General features: G+C 45.3%; 13 protein-coding genes. 5 read left to right on the top strand and 8 right to left on the bottom strand.

Features of this window, described 5'->3' with window-relative positions; genetic code table 11:
* The first annotated feature begins 54 nt into the window (after positions 1–54).
* Together AAEU32_RS04805 and AAEU32_RS04810 are read left to right on the top strand one after the other, a co-directional pair.
* Entirely contained in the window at positions 55–1950 is a 1896-nt protein-coding gene (locus AAEU32_RS04805) for a putative nucleotidyltransferase substrate binding domain-containing protein (protein ID WP_421969382.1), read from the top strand.
* Positions 1951–1952: 2 nt separating this feature from the next.
* Positions 1953–2657, top strand: coding sequence for a 3'-5' exonuclease (locus tag AAEU32_RS04810; RefSeq protein WP_421969417.1), 705 nt, complete (start codon positions 1953–1955; stop codon positions 2655–2657).
* Between the two features lie 44 nt (positions 2658–2701).
* Here the strand turns inward: AAEU32_RS04810 and AAEU32_RS04815 are convergent, their stop codons facing one another.
* The 6 genes from AAEU32_RS04815 to AAEU32_RS04840 all read right to left on the bottom strand — a co-directional run bounded on the left by AAEU32_RS04815 (position 2702) and on the right by AAEU32_RS04840 (position 11697).
* The gene (locus AAEU32_RS04815; RefSeq protein ID WP_421969383.1) at positions 2702–4276 is read right to left on the bottom strand and encodes a BCCT family transporter; all 1575 of its coding nucleotides are present in this window, start codon (positions 4274–4276) and stop codon (positions 2702–2704) included.
* A 238-nt stretch (positions 4277–4514) separates the two neighbouring features.
* A complete protein-coding gene (locus tag AAEU32_RS04820) occupies positions 4515–6680 on the bottom strand; it encodes a S46 family peptidase (RefSeq protein ID WP_421969384.1) in 2166 nt (721 codons plus the stop codon).
* A gap of 170 nt (positions 6681–6850) precedes the next feature.
* Complete coding sequence (asnB, locus tag AAEU32_RS04825) at positions 6851–8518, bottom strand: asparagine synthase B (protein WP_421969385.1); 1668 nt, start codon at positions 8516–8518, stop codon at positions 6851–6853.
* A gap of 201 nt (positions 8519–8719) precedes the next feature.
* Positions 8720–9661, bottom strand: a complete 942-nt coding sequence (locus tag AAEU32_RS04830) for a 5-oxoprolinase subunit C family protein (RefSeq protein ID WP_421969386.1) — start codon at positions 9659–9661, stop codon at positions 8720–8722.
* Positions 9661–10326 (bottom strand): 5-oxoprolinase subunit PxpB, encoded by a 666-nt coding sequence (pxpB, locus tag AAEU32_RS04835; RefSeq protein ID WP_421969387.1) that lies wholly within the window; start codon positions 10324–10326, stop codon positions 9661–9663. Before pxpB ends, AAEU32_RS04830 begins: the two co-directional genes overlap by 1 nt.
* A gap of 69 nt (positions 10327–10395) precedes the next feature.
* Positions 10396–11697 (bottom strand): MFS transporter, encoded by a 1302-nt coding sequence (locus AAEU32_RS04840; RefSeq protein WP_421969388.1) that lies wholly within the window; start codon positions 11695–11697, stop codon positions 10396–10398.
* Positions 11698–11802: 105 nt separating this feature from the next.
* On the opposite strand from AAEU32_RS04840, the gene msrA reads away from it, so the two are divergent.
* Positions 11803–13104: a peptide-methionine (S)-S-oxide reductase MsrA gene (gene msrA, locus AAEU32_RS04845; RefSeq protein WP_421969389.1), complete on the top strand. Its 1302-nt coding sequence runs from the start codon at positions 11803–11805 to the stop codon at positions 13102–13104.
* Positions 13105–13109: 5 nt separating this feature from the next.
* Here msrA and AAEU32_RS04850 read toward each other — a convergent pair whose 3' ends face one another.
* Positions 13110–14099, bottom strand: coding sequence for a GlxA family transcriptional regulator (locus tag AAEU32_RS04850; RefSeq protein WP_421969390.1), 990 nt, complete (start codon positions 14097–14099; stop codon positions 13110–13112).
* 133 nt (positions 14100–14232) lie between these two features.
* Here AAEU32_RS04850 and AAEU32_RS04855 point away from each other — a divergent pair, with 133 nt between their 5' ends.
* Both AAEU32_RS04855 and AAEU32_RS04860 read left to right on the top strand, forming a co-directional pair.
* Positions 14233–16128: a beta-ketoacyl synthase gene (locus AAEU32_RS04855; RefSeq protein ID WP_421969391.1), complete on the top strand. Its 1896-nt coding sequence runs from the start codon at positions 14233–14235 to the stop codon at positions 16126–16128.
* A gap of 137 nt (positions 16129–16265) precedes the next feature.
* A complete protein-coding gene (locus AAEU32_RS04860) occupies positions 16266–17780 on the top strand; it encodes a BCCT family transporter (protein WP_421969392.1) in 1515 nt (504 codons plus the stop codon).
* A 19-nt stretch (positions 17781–17799) separates the two neighbouring features.
* On the opposite strand, the gene fghA is transcribed toward AAEU32_RS04860, so the two are convergent.
* Positions 17800–18651 (bottom strand): S-formylglutathione hydrolase, encoded by an 852-nt coding sequence (gene fghA / locus AAEU32_RS04865; protein ID WP_421969393.1) that lies wholly within the window; start codon positions 18649–18651, stop codon positions 17800–17802.
* Between the last annotated feature and the right edge of the window lie 6 nt (positions 18652–18657).

Consider the following 18657-nt stretch of genomic DNA (forward strand, 5'->3'; position numbering starts at 1 on the left):
TTCAGTTATTTTTATATTAAGCTTCACCGCATTACCGATATTAGGGATACACGGATGCAAGTTGAACAAATTGAAATTGCGCAGTTTCTCGAAAGTTACGCCCCGTTTGATGATTTACCCGAGGATGCGCTTAATTACCTAGCCCAGCACATTGAAGTGGCCTACTTTCGCGCCGGAACCAAAATACTTGGCTATGGCGAAGATATCCAAGATTTATACGTCATACGCTCTGGTGCGGTTGAGTCTTACCGGCGCAACGGCGATTTGTATAACCGAATGGAGGCCGGTGGCATTTTCGGAGAAATGGGCTTGATGATGAACCGCAAAGTACGCTTTGCAGTCACTGCCATAGAAGACACTTTGGTGTACTGCATTCATGTCGATATTTTTAATGAATATTGCGATAAATACGAAGCCTTTTCTGATTATTTCGAAGCCGAAGGGAGTGTTCGTTTACATCAAGCGGTGGTTGAACACGATGATAATAACGATTTAACAACGGCTAAAGTGAAGTCACTATTACATCGCGACGTTGTAACGGTGCGTTGCGATACCGCCATTCAAGAAGTGGCGCAGATTATGACCGACGAGCACGTGTCTAGTGTATTAGTTGTTGACCCTAATAAGCCTATTAGTGATGACCCTGAAGAAGATGATGGTCAAGTCGTGGGCATTGTCACCGATAAAGACATTCGCGCTAAAGTTGTCGCCAACGGACTCACTTTAGATATTGCAGTAAACGCAGTAATGTCTGAGCAACTGATATTTCTTGATGCCAATGCTTACGTTTTTGAAGCTGTTCAGGCAATGCTCAAAGATAACCTTCATCACTTGCCTGTACTGCACAAGAAAAAGCCAATAGGGGTGATTTCTTTATCTGACATATTACGCTATGAATCGCAAAGTAGCTTGTTGTTGGTGCGAGGTATATTGGCGCAACAAAGTGTCGAAGATTTAACGCATTATGCTAAACAGTTGAACAATGTCTTTGTGCGTATGGTTAACGAGGATGCCAATTCCCACATGATTGGCACAGCCATGGCGGTAATAGGACGCACATTTAAGCAACGCTTATTAGCGATGGCAGAAGAATCATTGGGGCCACCGCCGATACCTTATTGTTTTATTGCGCTGGGCTCTATGGCCCGAGATGAGCAGCTGATTGTGACTGATCAAGATAACGCCATGATCCTTGACGACCGCTTTGACGAAGCGAAACATGGCCAATATTTTCAGAATCTTGCGGATTTTGTGTGTGACGGTTTAGCACAATGTGGATATGCCTATTGTAGCGGTGAGATCATGGCGTCATTTAAGAAATGGCGTCTTACTCGCAGTCAGTGGCGAGCGATCTTTATGTCGTGGATAGAAGAGCCCAAGCCACAAGCATTGTTAAATAGCTCAATCTTCTTTGATTTAGACGGCGTGTGGGGAAGAATAAAATGGGCAGACGAACTCAAGTCTTTTGTCGCAACGCAAGGGCGGGCCAACAAACGCTTCCTCGCAAACATGGCTGCGAATGCACGTAATCGCACGCCACCACTGGGGTTCTTTAAAGGTTTTGTACTTGAACATGACGGCGAACACAAACGCTCAATGAACCTCAAGCGCAGAGGTACCGCACCGTTATCTGATGTCATCCGCGTACATGCATTAGCGGTAGGTTCACGCAAGCAAAACTCGTTCGAGCGCCTTGAAGATATAATCGAGGCAAAGTTGCTACCCGAGGGCAAAGCGCAAGATTTACGTGATGCACTGGAATACATTGCAATGATCAGGATCCGCCACCAAGCGTGGCAAATCGAACAAGGGGAACAACCGGATAACAGCATAGACCCAAATTTGTTATCGCCTTTTGAGCAACGCAACCTCAAAGAGGCATTCGCGATATTGGAAAAAGCACAAAGCTTTTTGAAGTTCAGATATCAAACAAATAACGGATTAAACTAGTGTTGAAGCGACAAGCAAATATCCAATGGGATGTACGTTATCACGCGTTATGTCAGTCATCTGTGCATCCTTCACTTAAGGCGTTTTACAAGGCCGGTTTATGTAATGGGCAGACAACGGTCGCTAATGCGCAATTTGTGGCCTTAGATTTTGAAACGACAGGCCTTAATAGTGACACTGACGACATAGTGAGTATTGGTTTGGTGCCGTTTGATTGGCAACGTATATACTGTCATCAATCGCGTCATTGGGTGGTGCAACCAAAATCGAAACTAAACCAAGAATCTGTTGTAATTCATGGGATTACACATTCAGATGTGGAAGCAGCTCCTGATTTAATGAGCGTGCTCACTCCTTTATTGGAGGCAATACAGGGGAGGGTTGTGGTCGTGCATTATCACCCCATAGAGCGCACATTTTTAGCCAATGCACTGCTCAAACGTATTGGTGAAGGGATTGAGTTTGCAACGATAGACACAATGGAAATTGAACGTTTAGCGCTTAACAGTCGCCGAGGAGTGATAGGGAAATTACTGAGGGAAAAAATCCCATCTTTACGTCTTGCAGATTGCCGAGAACGCTATAATTTACCCCTGTATAGCGCCCACAATGCGTTTACGGATGCTCTGGCAACCGCAGAGTTATTGCAAGCTCAATTACGTTATCATTATCGCAGTGATACACCGATTGGTGACATTTGGATATAAAAAAGCGCTGCAAATGCAGCGCTTGGTTTTAAAATTCATTGTAATTACGCTTTAGGCTCTGTACGTAGCCCGAGAACCAAGCTCACACACATTAGAAGCAGCACAATCGTAAAGGGTAAACCGGTAGATACGGCGCCTGCTTGTAGTGCTTCCATCGCTTCTTTACCACCAATCCACAATAATGCCGCAGCGATAGCACCTTCAATTGTGGCCCAAAAGATGCGCTGAGGAACAGGTGCGTCTACTTTACCACCCGCGGTGATTGAATCGATAACCAAAGAGCCCGAGTCTGAGGAGGTAATGAAAAATACCAGAACCAACACCACTGCGATGAACGACAACACGTCTGACATTGGTAATTGCTCAAACATTTGGAACATTGCTAGCGGTACTTCGGTTAAGCCTTTTTCACCTAGACTACCAACGCCTGAGACGATTTGGTCAATGGCGATACCACCGTAAATTGACATCCACAAAGTAGTCACTAAGGTGGGGATCAACAACACCGCGATTAAAAACTCTCTTATCGTGCGACCTTTAGATACACGGGCGATGAACATGCCGACAAACGGCGACCAAGAGATCCACCAAGCCCAATAAAACACGGTCCAACCATGCATCCAGGTCTCGTCTTCGCGACCATGTGGGTTACTCAGCGGAATAATGTTTTCAATATATCCCACTATGGTGGTGGGTAAATTGCCAAATGCCGCAGGTAAACCAACGAGGGCAACAAACACCATCAGTGCCAGCGCCAATAACATGTTCACGTTACTCAGTACTTTTACACCGCCGTCAATGCCTCTGGCGACAGAGACAATTGCCAATAATGTAACTCCAATGATCACAATGATTTGTGCGCCGACTTCGCCTTGTGTACCGAACACATGGTTAAATCCTGCGGTTGCTTGTTGTGCCCCCAAACCCAAAGACGTGGCAAGACCGAACAAGGTTGCAAGTACTGCTAAGATATCAATAACATGACCCGGCCACCCCCATGCTCTATCGCCTAAAAGTGGATAAAAAATAGATCGAATAGAAAGAGGCAGCCCTTTGTTGTACGTGAAAAATGCCAAAGACAGTGCTACTACTGCGTAAATAGCCCAAGGGTGCAAACCCCAATGGAACATGGTGGCCCCCATAGCTGTTTGCGCAGCCTCAGGGGTGTTTGCTGTAACACCAAGCGGCGTTTCGTACCAGCCGGTAAAGTAGGCCACAGGCTCCGCAACACCCCAAAACATAAGCCCAATCCCCATGCCTGCGGCAAATAACATCGCCATCCATGAGAGGCGAGAATGGGATGGTGTTGCATCTTGGCCGCCAAGGCGAATGTTGCCCCAGGGCGAACATATTAAAGCGATACAAAAAACAACGAAGATATTCGCTGACCACATGAAGAGGGCATCAAAATTGTTAATAATGTCCCACTTAACGCCATCTAATGCAGCTTTTGCGGTGGCAGGGTCAATCACTAAAATAGCAATTAGGAATAAGAAAATTAGCGCAGCACTGGTGCTAAAAACAGCGTTATGGACATCAAACCCCCATTTTTGGACATTGTCTTGGCCAACTGTGTAATCGGTGCTTTCTATGCTGTACTTATCAGGATTAGCACTCATGGTTACCTCTAGGTTGTATGGTGAATGACACAGGCCCTCTTGTGTTGAATGATTATATTAATTAGTGAACTAACCAATTAGGACCCAAAACAAATACGATATTTTAGATGTTTAATTAAAAATGTAAACTCTACCGTATTCATGTGCATAATATTTGCCAGTAGTTACATAGTGTACGCCAAAAACAAAAAAAGCGCCCAATGGCGCTTTGTTATATATAAAATAATTAGCGATGAAATTATTTTACTATATGCATTTCATCAAGAAGGTTCTGCGCGTTATCTACGTTTTCCATCACCCACAGCATGTAACGCGTATCGACATGGATAGAGCGATTTAGCGCAGGATCGTAATCCCAATCGCCGATAATGCTTTCGCTTACACCATCAAACAGCAAGCCGACTAGTTCTGCTTTGCCGTTAAGGGTCGGTGAACCTGAATTACCACCTGTTGTATCTACTGTGCTTAAGAAGTTCACAGGCACCGAGCCTAATTGCTCGTCTTTGTAACTGCCATAGGCTTTGGCGGCGATTTGCTCCATTTGTGCTGTTGGTGCATCAAATGGTTCAATACCCGTAAATTTCTCACTGATCCCCTCTAATTTAGTAAATGGCGTGTAATTCACCGCGTCACGTGGTGTGTAGCCTTTTACCGTGCCATAAGTCACGCGTAGGGTGCTGTTCGCGTCAGCGTATACAGGAAGGCCTTGCTCTTTGTAAAAGGCTATAATGGCAGCCATATACTGAGGGCGAACGGCATTAAGTTGCCCTGCCAGAGTCTTCTTTTGTTGCTCGCGCTGTTTCATTTCGTCGAATGTGGCTACTGCTAGAGCGATAAAAGGGTCATCACTTTGCTTGAATTGCTCAACAGAATGTCCCATCCATTCAAGTCGCTTTTGCTCATCATTTAATGACGTGCTGGCGTACATGTTTGCCAATTTAGAGCGCAGCTGCGCTTGGTCATAGCCATTGTCTAGACCTAACACTTTATCGAGTGATTTGAGGCGCTTTGATGGCTCAAGCTGCGCATATAAATCAGCAAAATGTGCAAGTAGTGCCATATCAACTTTGTCATCATAACGACGTGATAGGCTAGTCATAGACGCTTTAAAGCGAGTCATGTCACGTTCTTGATATCCAGGCTCACGCTGTGCATCGGGCAGTTGTTGTTCATTGGCTAATCGATATAAACGAGTAGCTGTGGACATCATCGCGCTGCGATTCATGTAGCCTAGTACCAAATCAAGCTCAGAACTTTGCTGAGTTTGCGCGATGAGTTCATCGAGCTCTTTAAGCACTTGCGAATACTGCTTTTTGCGGCTTTTATCTGCGTTGATCCATGCACTTAGTTGTTCAGCGAGCGTGTCTTTGCGTGCTTGCATGTCTGTTTTTTGGTACGAATTGATCATGCCACCGTAGTTTTTGGCGTAGTTGGCCAGACCCGCGAGTGTACTTTCATAGGCTATGCGGGCTTTAGAACCCTCAGGAGCGTTATCTTTAATAATCTCAATGGATTGCTCGCGGTATGCCTTTGCTGTGGGGTAAACATGGGTAAACTGATGAGTTACTTCGCTCGCTGTACGATAGCGATTCGTGCGCCCCGGGTAACCGGTAACCATCACAAAGTCACCTTCTTTAACACCTTTAGCACTGACTTTTAGGAACGACTCAGAGCTAAATGGCACGTTGTCTTCACTGAAAGGTGCAGGTTTTCCATCTTTGTTTACATATGCACGATAGAAGGAATAATCTCCAGTGTGACGCGGCCACATCCAGTTATCAATGTCGCCACCGAATTTACCAATGCCCATCGCCGGATTGTACACCAAACGTACGTCTTCAATTTCTAATGACTTGATGAGGTAATATTCCAAGCCGCCGTGAAAGGTGTACACATTACAGCGATAGCCTTGGTCTTGCTCGCACTGTGATACTAACGATTTCTCGACTGTTTCAACGGCTTTATAGCGTGCTTGACCGTCCATATTATCGCTAAGCGCTGCATTTACCTTATCAGTTACGTTAGTCACTTGCTCGGTAACATACACACGTGAGCCTGGTGAAGCCGGTAATTCTTGATCATAGCTTTTTGCCAAAAAGCCATTGGCTAAAATGTTGTTCTCTGGGGTTGAATTGTATTGGATTGAGCCATAAGCACAGTGGTGGTTAGTAACCACAAGACCTTTTGGAGATACAAACGACGCCGTACATCCACCTAAACTTATTACCGCATTCATTGGGAACTCGGTTAATTTAGAAATATTTTTAGGGTCAATTTCTAACCCTTTTTCTTTTAGTACAGATTCTAGTTCTGGTAGCTGGTGCGGTTGCCACATACCTTCGTCAGCGAATGCTGGCATAAGTGTAGAAGCAAGTACTGTAGCGCCAATGATAGATAAACGCATTGTTTCTTCCTGATTTATTGTTATATCGCATGGCAGTTTCGCGTACCCAAGTTGTTGGTGCAACTTTTAATTATTTCAGGATATTTCAAGGTGTAAATTTATCGCTACGTAGGGTGCAAAAAAGCACGGTATAACCCGTGCTTTGTAGGTGTTTAAAGCATCATGAAGAGTTAACTTTGATACGCTGAATTATGGATATTAGCCGCGCGACCCGAAGGGTCTGCATTGTTTTGGAATGACTCATCCCATGCCAGCGCTTCAGGCGTAGAGCAGGCGACTGACTTACCGTGAGGAACACAACGAATAGCACCCCCCCCCGGGAAGTGCTGCTCGAAAATGTTGCGATAGAAGTAGGCTTCTTTCGTCTCTGGCGTGTTGATAGGGAACTTATAGTGGGCGTTTTGCATATCTCTGTCGCTCACTTGTTGTTCTACATATTCTTTGAGCGAATCTATCCAGTTGTAGCCAACGCCATCTGAGAACTGTTCTTTTTGACGCCACAGGACTTCTTCTGGAAGGTAACCCTCAAATGCTTCACGGACAATATGCTTTTCAATACGGCCATCTTTGCACATTTTAGATTCAGGATTAACGCGCATAGCGATATCCACGAACTCTTTGTCTAAGAAAGGTACGCGAGCTTCGACGCCCCAAGCAGCCATTGATTTGTTAGCACGCAAACAATCAAACATATGCAATTTAGACACTTTACGATTGAGCTCTTCATGAAATTCCTGTGCATTTGGCGCTTTGTGGAAATATAAATAACCGCCAAACAATTCGTCCGCACCTTCGCCCGAAAGTACCATTTTAATGCCCATAGCCTTGATCTGGCGAGCCATCAGATACATCGGCGTTGAGGCACGTACGGTTGTTACATCGTAGGTTTCTAAGTGATAAATAACCTCTTTTAAAGCGTCTATACCTTGTTGTACGGTGAAATGAATCGGATGGTGAATCGTGCCAATGTCATTCGCTACTTTTGCAGCCGCTGCCAAGTCAGGTGAACCTTCTAAGCCAATAGAAAAAGAGTGGAGCTTGGGCCACCATGCATCACTGGCATCGTCATCTTCAACGCGTTTCGCCGCAAACTTTTGGGTGATGGCAGAGATCACTGAAGAATCCAAACCACCCGAGAGTAAAACACCGTAAGGCACATCACACATCAGTTGGCGCTTCACTGCAGCTTCGAGACCGTCTTTGACTTCTTGAGCAGACGCTGGGTTCGCCTTCACTGCATCAAATTCTTGCCAATCTCGCTGATAATAAGGGGTGTATTCGCCAACGTCACTGTCAAGGAAGTGCCCTGGAGGAAATTCCTCTATGTGGTTGCAAACTGGTACGAGTGCTTTTAATTCGCTCGCGACGTAAAAGTTACCATGCTCATCACGGCCGGTATACAGCGGCACGATGCCGATGTGGTCGCGTCCAATCAAATATTTATCTTTGTGTTCGTCATACAAGCAAAAAGCGAAAATACCATTGAGGTCGTCTAGGAATTGATTTCCTTTTTGCTCATACAGCGCCAAAATGACTTCACAATCACTTTGCGTTTGAAATTCAAACTCAATGTCTAAGTTAGCAGCGAGTTGCTTGTGGTTATAAATCTCACCATTAACGGCAAGTACATGGGTTTTACTTGGGTTGAATAGGGGCTGCGCACCACTTTGTACACCTACAATGGCTAACCGCTCGTGTACAAGAATCGCTTTGTCACTGCTGTATACACCCGACCAATCAGGTCCACGGTGACGCAGTAACTTAGACATGTCGATTGCTTGCTCTCTTAATCGCTCGACGTTGGACTTGATATCCAACACCCCAAAAATTGAACACATACTGGATTTTCCTCATTCCTGTTACTTCTTCCCCTCATTTTTAACAGAAAAGAAATGCCAAGTCACACGGCTTAGAGGCTTTAATTTGTAAAATTTATCTATTTACAATGTGCATGAGAAAAAATCATGCACATCAACAGGTCTGTAGTATTGAGCTTGGTGGCTGAGTATACAGGGCTAACCTTTAACCCAGCACCACAGCTAACGGGACAACTGATATCGCGTGGCGATACGTAATTTATTGAAATGAATATAATGATCAGCGTTCATTTGGGCAGCTTGTTCAGCAGTGATTGCTTTAAATTCAATTGAGTCGCCACCTCGTAATTGCCCAAGCCGAGATAAATCAGCAGCAATAACTTGGCCGATAATGGGGTATCCACCCGTTGTTTGGCAGTCATTGAGTAACACGATAGGCTCACCACTGGGGGGTAATTGTATTGTTCCAGGGCTCACGGCAGTACTGCGGATACTCAAACAATGGCGCAACGAACACAGTTGATTACTTGGGGTTAATCGCAAACCCATACGATTGCTCTGGGCTCCTATGGACCATGTGTCATGACATAATTGTTCGACAACGTTTTTTGTTAATCCATGTTCGCGTGGCTCGATGATAAAGTGAATAGGACCTTCTCTGGATGGCAATTGTGCGCCCACTTTGACAAACTCGCTTGTGTCACTGGTGTACGATAGGGTGTCGCTGCTTTGTAGCAGATGCCCTTGACTTAGCCCGAAGCCAGCCATTATGTCTGTACTGGCGCTACCTAGAATGGCTTGTGTTTTGAAACCACCGCTTATTGCTAAATAACAACGTAAACCCTGTGTGCCTGTGGCGAAGGTAAGTTGCTGGTGGGCTTTGGCAGTGTAATTCCACCCACAGTATAGTTTTTGACCATCGAGATTGGCATTCATATCAGCCCCGCATAACGCAAAGTGTGTGGGGGCCGTGAATGTGAATGATGCCATACCTAAGGTGATCTCTAATACCGGCGTATTTTCATCATTGCCCAATAGTATGTTGGCGATACGCATTGCGTCAGCGTCTGCGGCACCACATTGACTGATACCAAGATGACGATGACCGAAGCGCCCAAAGTCTTGAATGCTTAGTTGAGGACCTGATTTGATAATCTCGAGCATTACTTAGCCTCCACAAAGCGCACCGTATCTCCTGGGCGTAACAGCGAAGCTGGAGTACGATTAATGTCAAATAACCTTACATGAGTAGAACCAATAATGTGCCAGCCTCCCGGAGAGTTTGCCGGGTAGACCGCTGTTTTATCCGCTGCTATGGCAACACTGCCTTTGGGGACTTGCGTACGAGGTTGTGCCAAGCGCGGTAATTGAATTGATTTTATGACACCGCTCATATAAGCAAACCCAGGTTGAAATCCGAGGAAATCGACGTCATACGTTACACTACAGTGTGCTTCGATAACCTGCGCAGTGCTCATGTTGCATTGCTCAGCGACTGTCTCAAGATCAAGACCGACACTCCCACCATACTCAACGGGGATCACGTGGTGCTGGGTGTTTAAGTCGTCATCCTCAAATGCGTGCCACTGAGCTAATGCGCATTGCTGTAACTGTGCTACGTCACACTCTTGACGAGTGTACAGTGTGAGACTTTCATCTGCGCTTACTGCGTCAATAACATCGTCTAAGGCATAACACATGCCTGCCACATAATTAATGAGACGTTGTTTATGCTTATGCGTGAGCTCAGTAATGCCAAAGCAGTCAATGACCAAGGTAGTGTCATCAATTACATATACGTCAGGAGAGGGTAGCTTGCTCGGCTTCATTTATATTCCTTGTTCGAATCACGACCACAATGAGTGAAATAATCTATTAATTAATAGGTTGCAGTATTTTTAAACTTTGGGCAATGCAAACGCGCTGAGCGCTCCACCTGCGCCCATCGCGCTATACAATAAAATGAGTTCGCTATGACTAAGCCACTGACTCATAAAACCCAAGCTACCAAATGCTAATAGACACACACCAATGACGGTATTGCTGACTGCGACGTAATCCGTGCGTTGATTACCCTGTGCCATATCGACTAAATAGGTCTTTCTGCCTAAACGTACACCCTGATGTGCGATGGTAAGGAAAAAATACATCAAAGGAATGAAGTATGCGGTTGATAACAGTGTGGGATTTATTGCGGCAACAATAAAAATAACGAGGCCATTGAAACTCACAAATAAAGCACTGAGCACAAGCACATGTTTAGCACTACGATCACTGAGTTTGCCCCAAAACGGTCCGGATATCAGCGATGCTAATCCGGATAATGCTATAAATAACGCCAACGTTGAAAGAGCGTTATTGTGTTCACTGGCTAAGATAATATAAAACGGAGCGCTCAGCGCAGAGCAAAGCAACAATGCGCGTGTAAAAACAAAATGGGCGAATTTTTTATCGGTTTTGAGCAAGCTCAATTTTTTAAGTGCATGCAGCAGACCATTGCTACCACCGGAGGTTTCTCCCTTAAACTCTGCAATTTGAGCATATACGATGGCCGCTATAACCCACATTAATGCACCGCAGGCCAGTGCAATGGTCACGGCGTAAAGACCGCCTAGCTGTTGTAAATACCATAATGCACTGCCAAAGAGGATCGTCGCCAAACCTGCAGCGCTTGCTGCGTATCCAGATAGACCACCACGCTGGTTTTTGGGAATGCATTTACCGAGCACGTCCTTTGCAGCGACTGAATTGAATCCCCTTGCCAATGAAAACAACACTAGCAAGGCGATAATGGCGAAGCCAGCTGGTCGTCCATCAAGATTAAGCGCAACAATTACCATAGCCAAAATGCACAGAGCTTGGACGAGGGCTCCGTACACCCACACCCATTTACGCACGGGTAATGCACGTACATAGTTAGCAATTGCAAGTTGCGGTAATAGCGAGCCTGATTCGCGGATAGGCACTAACCACGCTACAAACGTACTGGGTACGTTTAATGCCTGCAGTAACCAAGGCAATGTGACTTTAGGGTTTAACATAGCATCGGCAAATTTGCTTAGTATCTGTGCTAAAAGCATGACAACGTAATTTTTTGCTACATATTGGCATGCGTCGTCATCAATTCCCTTGCAAGCGCGAGCATCTTCCTCGTTAGCAAGTCGGGCGTAAAGTTGTTCTTTTGTTACTTTAGCTTTCATAAATGCTGCGAATTATTTGTTCAGTTATACGGTCATCTAAAAACATATCGATTTCGTATGCAAATTTAGAGTGCGCGATATTAGTGTTAGTGTAGTGAGGTGAGAATGTTTAACAAGTTGTTTTTTAGTGTTATTTTTGTATTCCTCGGTCTGGGTCTTGCGCTCTTAGGCCATGCGCAGTCCCCAAGAGTAAATAGCTCTGACATGACAGATGCAACGCAACATATAGTGCTGGGTGCAGGGTGTTTTTGGGGTGTCGAAAAGCGATTTGAGGCGCTAGAGGGCGTGATTAACGCTGAGTCTGGTTATGCAGACGGCAATGGATTTAAACCCACTTATCAGAACATCATCTCATCCAAACGTCGTTTTGACCCTAACAATTACGCTGAGGTGGTGCGTGTTACCTTCAATGCCAATATGGTGAGCTTAGAGCAGATTTTGCAGTTTTATTTTGAACAGCACGACCCAACGCAGGTAAATCGTCAAGGTAATGACAAAGGCACGCAGTATCGCTCTACAATACTCACTTACAATGATGAGCAAGTTGCGATAGCCAATGCAGTGAAGGCGCAGTATCAGGCTTTGTTAAGTGCAGCAGGTTATGGCCAAATCGCGACCGTCATTAAGCCGTTGGATGCATTTCACCTAGCTGAGCAATATCACCAAGACTATTTGCAGAAGAATCCCAATGGTTATTGCCCTGACCACTCAACAGGCGTGCGCTTTACAAAACAGCACGATGAAAAAGTAGATAATTCAGCATTATTGGTTGGCAAGCATATCGTGGTGTTGGACTCGCGTAGCTATTGTCCGTATTGTGAAAAATTCAAATCCGAGGTCTTAGCGCACTATCAAGGGACTATTGATGTACATCTTCGATACGCATCACAATTAGATGGATTAACCATTACGTCACCGACGTTTGCCACTCCAACTATCTTGTTTATAGAAAACGGCAAAGAAGCCGCCGGTTACCAAGGTTATATGGAGCCACAGCTATTCTATAAAGCATTAGGTGCTTTTAAACTCGGTAATAGTGAAGCGTATAGAGTTGCGTTTAATCAAGGTACGGATAATCGTTTTTGTAAGGAATATGAAATATTTAAAAACACACCAGATGGGGTATTTGTGGATAAACTCTCCGGTGCGCCTTTGTTTGATACGCGAGATAGATTCAACTCAGGGACTGGCTGGTTGTCATTTACACGCCCTGTGAAGGGGCAAGTAACTAGACACGACGATAATAGTTATGGCATGCAGCGTATTGAGATCCGTTCAAAATCAAGCGGCATTCATTTAGGCCATGTATTTGAAAACGAAGGGCCTGGTGGCAAACCACGTTATTGTATTAATGCCACAGTGTTGGAATTTATGCCTCGCGCAGAGCATGAAGCAAAAACGATGTAAGGCAGTTAAGTATCGCTGTCAAAGAGCTTTTTCCTGACTAATGTTCTGTAAGCGCTTGGGCTTTGCCCAAGCTCTTGGCTGAACAATTTGTTAAGCTGTGTTTGATGATTAAATCCAAGCTCGAATGCGATATCACTGATACTCAAATTGGAATTCGCCAGTAACTCTTGGGCGCTGCGCACTTTGAGTTTTCGCCAGTAGTGGTTTGGGCTTACTCCTGTTGCGCTTTTAAAGCGCCGTGTCAGCGTGCGTTGGGATATATCAAATTGCGCTGCGATGTCGGCAATAGTGCTCTCGCTACTGATGTTGTTTTTCATCCAAAACTGTATTTGCGCCATGAGCTCATCAGGGTGTCGCTCGTTCATTCCTTCTAGATAACGTTGTTGCTCGTAGGGCTTTCGCACTTCATGAGAAAAGTTACGCTGTACGTGCAGGGCGCATTCTCTGCCATAAATATTCTCAAGGATGTGGACAATGACATCTGCTAAAGCGTTAAGACTAGCGACACAATATAAACCTTCAGCCTGAGTGATAAAGTATTCTGGTTTGAGGTCGACTTTGGGGTAATCACGCTCAAACTGTGAGGCGTAATGCCAGTGTGTCGTGGCTGGATGTCCGTCGAGTAACCCCGCCTCAGCTAAAAAACAGTTTCCTGTGCCCACACCCAGGAGCGCACACCGTTTTGTATCGACTTTGGTGAGTGCTTCAATGAGTGGGACTTGTTTTTTCAGCACAACCCGAGGATTTCGCCACAGGCTAGGTAATATCAACAAATCACATTCATTGAGTGCGTCGAGTGTCGTATTGGCAACAAAAGGCAAGCCACTGTGTGCGTGGACTTCACTTAGCGAGTCACTCATCAAACGAAGGTTCAGAGCCCGAGCATTGTCGTTGTGACGACGCGCATACGCGTAGCCGGCATTAAGCATCTCAAAAGGCAGCGTGAGGCTTGTTGCAAGCATATTTGGATACAGGGCAATGAGAACATTAAACATGTGTATATTGATCCGACCACTACAAAATGGCCATTAATGATAACTTTGTGGCCATTAAAGCATAAACAGCAGTGAGAGTTCCACATACACTAGTGCGCTTTACACACTATCTGAAATATAAGCTGAAGGTTTTATGAGTGCATTACCTGTAATTGTAGCGATGGGCGGAATTAACGCCGCTGGGCGAACGTCGTTTAATCAAGGTTTCCGCCGCATTGTTTTAGACGCATTACCACAACAACAACGTCAAGAAACATTGTTAGGCTTAGCAAGTCTTATGAATCTTGTGCGCCATGAAGACGACCAACTTTTGACTAAAGACAACGACGTTATTACGCCAGACAATGTCGAAGCAAAGCTTGGTGAGCAAATTTTAGCGGGTACGCTGATCCGTCGTATCGAAAAAAGCTTTTTTGATGTAGATGCGACTCATTGGCAGCAAAAGATCTCAGCCAACGCCGGTGCGCCAGTGCGCTTTGTAACTAAAGCGCGTCAACTGCCAACGCCACTGCCAAGTAATTGGCAAGTAACAGAATTAGAAAAAGGGCAGGTAGAGGTAACCATCGAGGGTGAATTTGAAATTAAGCATGACACCTATCGCGATAACCCAATAAAGGCCGCTGGCCAATTTCCAACAGGCTTTGATCCGGCAGCTTTGTATAACAGCCGCTATCAACCGCGTGGATTACAAGCGACTATTTTCGCAGCCAGCGACGCTATTCATTCTAGCGGCCTAGATTGGCAAAAAGTGATGAACTCAGTGGCCCCTGATCAAATTGGTACCTACAGTGCGTCGGTAGCGGGTCAGGTGAATGCCGAAGGCCTAGGTGGCTTATTTAAAGCGCGCTTATTAGGTGAGCGTGTGAGCACCAAGCAACTTGCATTGGGTCTAAATACCATGAGCACCGACTTTATCAATGCCTATGTGACAGGTAATGTGGGAACCACCTTCACGACATCAGGTGCGTGTGCGACCTTCTTATATAACCTGCGTGCAGCAGTACAAGACATCAAAGCAGGGCGCACGCGTGTTGCTATCGTAGCTTCAAGTGAATGTGCCATTGAGCCTGAAATTCTTGAAGGCTTTGGCAATATGAGCGCGTTGGCAAACGAAGATAACCTTAAGAAGCTCGATAATTCAGACACGGTTGATTATCGTCGTACTTCGCGTCCATTCGGTGAAAACTGTGGCTTTACCATAGGCGAGGGCGCGCAGCTAACTATTTTGATGGATGATGCACTAGCACTTGAACTAGGTGCAGATATTCTAGGTAGCGTACCAGATGTATTTGTAAACGCAGATGGCTACAAGAAATCTATTACCGCACCAGGCCCAGGTAACTACATCACCATGGCTAAATCGGTGGCATTGGCGCAAGCTATTGTCGGCGACGAGTCAATTAAACAGCGTAGTTTTATTCTTGCTCATGGCTCTAGTACACCACAAAACCGTGTTACAGAGTCGGCCATTTATGACCGTATTGCATCAGCGTACGATATCAACGATTGGCCAGTAGTTGCACCAAAGGCATTTGTTGGCCACACCATTGCACCTGCAAGTGGCGATCAACTTGCTTTTGCCCTTGGGGTCTTTAGCGACAACATTATGCCTGGAGTGACAACGATTGATAAAGTCGCCGACGATGTATTTGCAGAACGCTTAAATATTGCACTTGAGCACGCTTCGTGCGAACCACAGGATGTTGCTTTTATTAATTCAAAAGGTTTTGGTGGTAATAACGCAACCGCACCGGTTTTAAGTCCTGCGGTGACTAAACACATGCTAACAACACGTCATGGTGACGATGCAATTGCGCAGCATGCTGAGCGTAATAAAGGTGTGAAGCAACAGCAGCAGGTTTATTTCGAGCGCGCTCAAAAAGGCCAGTTTGATCTCATTTATCGTTTTGGCGAAGGCTTGATTGACGAAAATGAGATTGCGTTCGATACAATGCAGATGACCATACCAGGCTTTGATAAGCCGATAAAGTTAAGCGTTGATAACCCATACGCAGATATGAGCAAATAATTTATTACCTGATTTGCAGCAAGCTATGATGAATAGAGCCGGCATTAATGCTGGCTTTTTTTGCTTTTCGTCACTTAGTTTGCATGGTGGCGTGTAGCTAAGTAAACTGTGTGTTTTACCCCAATTAAGTACATGCTGTGACTGTGAACATAGAGCGCTTCGCTATTGTCATTTGTGTTGTGATTGCAATCATCGCGCTGGTGGCTCCGCAAACATTAATTACGTTAATCCAACCTATTATTCAGCAGTCTATTTCATCAATAGGCGGTGCTTTTTTCCTATTTATTAACGGTTTATTCTTAGCGCTATTGTTGCTGTGTGTAAGCCCCTTAGGCGCAAAGAAAATGGGGGGAGAGCACAGCAAGGTGGAATTTAGTACCTTTGGTTGGTTATCAATGCTGTTCGCCGCTGGCATGGGCTCCGGTCTCATCTTTTGGGGTGTTGCAGAGCCTGCTATTCACTATACAGACACGCCACTGAAGCAGAGCTTTTACCCAGATAAATTAGGTGCCAGTATGGCTTTAACGATGCTCAATTGGGGGGTGCATGCATGGGCGTTGTATGCTGCTTTTGGTGTATTACTCGGTGGCATCACAAAAGCAATCAGTAAACCTGAAGAATTAAGCGCGCCTGTGCTTTTTGGCTTGGGTAAGTGGCCTGGCCAATCTGTCTCGCAGTCAGTTCACAACGGTATCTGTTTGGTGGCCATTATCGCCATCTTTTTTGGGGTAGTGGGCACAATCGCGAATGCGAGTATGTTGTTGAAAAATGGCATGCAGCAGGCGTTGAATAACATTGGCTTTAGTATTGATACCATTTGGTTGGCACTCGTTATATTAAGCTGTATCACTGGATTGTATTTTGTATCGACTAGGTTGGGCTTAAAAAAGGGCATACAGTCACTGAGTAAATTCAATGTGTATTTGACGCTAATTATGATGTTTTTGGTCATCAGTAGTGTGCCGCTTGAGCCCATATTATCGACATTCACGAGTGCTATAGCTGAATATACAATGTTGGTTATCTCAGGTGCGTGGCAATTAGACTCGCAGCTGGTCGATGCCAATTGGGCGAATGGCTGGACATATAACTATTACTTTTGGTGGTTAGCGTGGGGACCCTTTGTGGGGGTGTTTTTAGCTCGTATTTCAAGGGGTAGAACATTACGGCAATATATTCTTGCAGTGGTTTTCATACCGACATTGTTAACACTTGTTTGGTTCAGCGTGTTTGGCGGCTCCGCAATTGCGATTGCGCAACATCTTCCTACTGATTTACTGAGTGTAATAGCGAATGATTATACACAAGGCGTGTATTTCTTTTTCTCCCACTTGGGCACCATGGGGGAGGTTTTAACACTATTGAGCTTTGTGCTATTGGTTGTCTTTGTAGCCACAAGCGCAGATTCTGCATTATTAGTGATTAAACAATTGTGTGCACCTAGTTCAGCTAAGGGATCGATCTTTATATGGTCTGTTTTAATGGCCATTATCAGCCTGTGTTTGGTGTTAATTTCTGATGAAACACTTAATCGCAATATTGCGGTTATTGGCGCACTTCCTTTTGTTGTCATATTTGTGTTTCAGATCGTGGGCTTTGTAAAAGCGCTGGTTAGCGAAATGAGCGAAGAAGATGATAAAAAAGCCCCATAATTGGGGCTTGAGGCATTATTTAGTTCATAAAAGCGTTGGCAGCAAAGGCAATGTGCTGATCGATAAAACTACTGATAAAGAAGTAGCTATGATCATACCCTGCATGTTCCTCGATAACTATGTCGATGCCTGCATGCTCCGCGGCTTGCGCCAAACAGTGGGGTTTGAGTTGCTCGGTCAAAAAGTTATCAGCTAAGCCTTGGCTGACTAAGATGGGTGGACACTCGCTTGGCGGGATGCTTTTTAGCATCTCGCAGCTGTCATAGCGTAGCCAAGTGGATTGGTCGCCTCCTAAATAACCTTGGAACGCCTTTTGTCCCCAAGGGCAATCAATCGGGTGAGTGATCGGGGCAAACGCACTGATACTGCTATAGGCATGTGGATGTGACAATCCCACTACGAGTGCACCATGACCTCCCATTGAATGGCCACTAATAGCCTTTTTAGCGTTTGTGGGGAAGTGGGCATCGATTATTTCCGGTAGCTCTTTACTCACGTAATCGAACATATGATAGTGGCTACTGTAGGGCGCTTGAGTGGCGTTAACATAAAAGCCTGCACCTAGACCGAAATCGTAATTACCTTGCGGATCGTCAGCAACGCCTTCACCGCGAGGGCTGGTGTCTGGCGCAACCAAAATAATGCCATGCTCTGCGGCGGCCCTAAACGCCCCCGCTTTTTGCATGAAGTTTTCATCTGTACAGGTTAATCCTGATAACCAATAAAGCACGGGCGCGCGGTTGTGATCATCGACCGCTTCTGGAATAAAGACAGCGAAGGTCATGTCACAATTATTCACACCCGACGTGTGGCTATAACGTTTATGCCAACCGCCATGTACTTTGTTTTTACTCAGTAATTGTAAGTCCATGGGAAC

This window comes from Pseudoalteromonas maris (assembly GCF_049257235.1).
Lineage (GTDB): Bacteria > Pseudomonadota > Gammaproteobacteria > Enterobacterales > Alteromonadaceae > Pseudoalteromonas.

Excerpts from the sequence above, each read along its gene's own strand:
- fghA (WP_421969393.1), bottom strand. The coding sequence starts at position 18,651 with ATGGACTTACAATTACTGAGTAAAAACAAAGTACATGGCGGTTGGCAT.
- pxpB (WP_421969387.1), bottom strand. The coding sequence starts at position 10,326 with ATGAAGCCGAGCAAGCTACCCTCTCCTGACGTATATGTAATTGATGAC.
- AAEU32_RS04850 (WP_421969390.1), bottom strand. The coding sequence starts at position 14,099 with ATGTTTAATGTTCTCATTGCCCTGTATCCAAATATGCTTGCAACAAGC.
- AAEU32_RS04840 (WP_421969388.1), bottom strand. The coding sequence starts at position 11,697 with ATGAAAGCTAAAGTAACAAAAGAACAACTTTACGCCCGACTTGCTAAC.
- asnB (WP_421969385.1), bottom strand. The coding sequence starts at position 8,518 with ATGTGTTCAATTTTTGGGGTGTTGGATATCAAGTCCAACGTCGAGCGA.
- AAEU32_RS04855 (WP_421969391.1), top strand. The coding sequence starts at position 14,233 with ATGAGTGCATTACCTGTAATTGTAGCGATGGGCGGAATTAACGCCGCT.
- AAEU32_RS04805 (WP_421969382.1), top strand. The coding sequence starts at position 55 with ATGCAAGTTGAACAAATTGAAATTGCGCAGTTTCTCGAAAGTTACGCC.
- msrA (WP_421969389.1), top strand. The coding sequence starts at position 11,803 with ATGTTTAACAAGTTGTTTTTTAGTGTTATTTTTGTATTCCTCGGTCTG.
- AAEU32_RS04815 (WP_421969383.1), bottom strand. The coding sequence starts at position 4,276 with ATGAGTGCTAATCCTGATAAGTACAGCATAGAAAGCACCGATTACACA.
- AAEU32_RS04820 (WP_421969384.1), bottom strand. The coding sequence starts at position 6,680 with ATGCGTTTATCTATCATTGGCGCTACAGTACTTGCTTCTACACTTATG.
- AAEU32_RS04830 (WP_421969386.1), bottom strand. The coding sequence starts at position 9,661 with ATGCTCGAGATTATCAAATCAGGTCCTCAACTAAGCATTCAAGACTTT.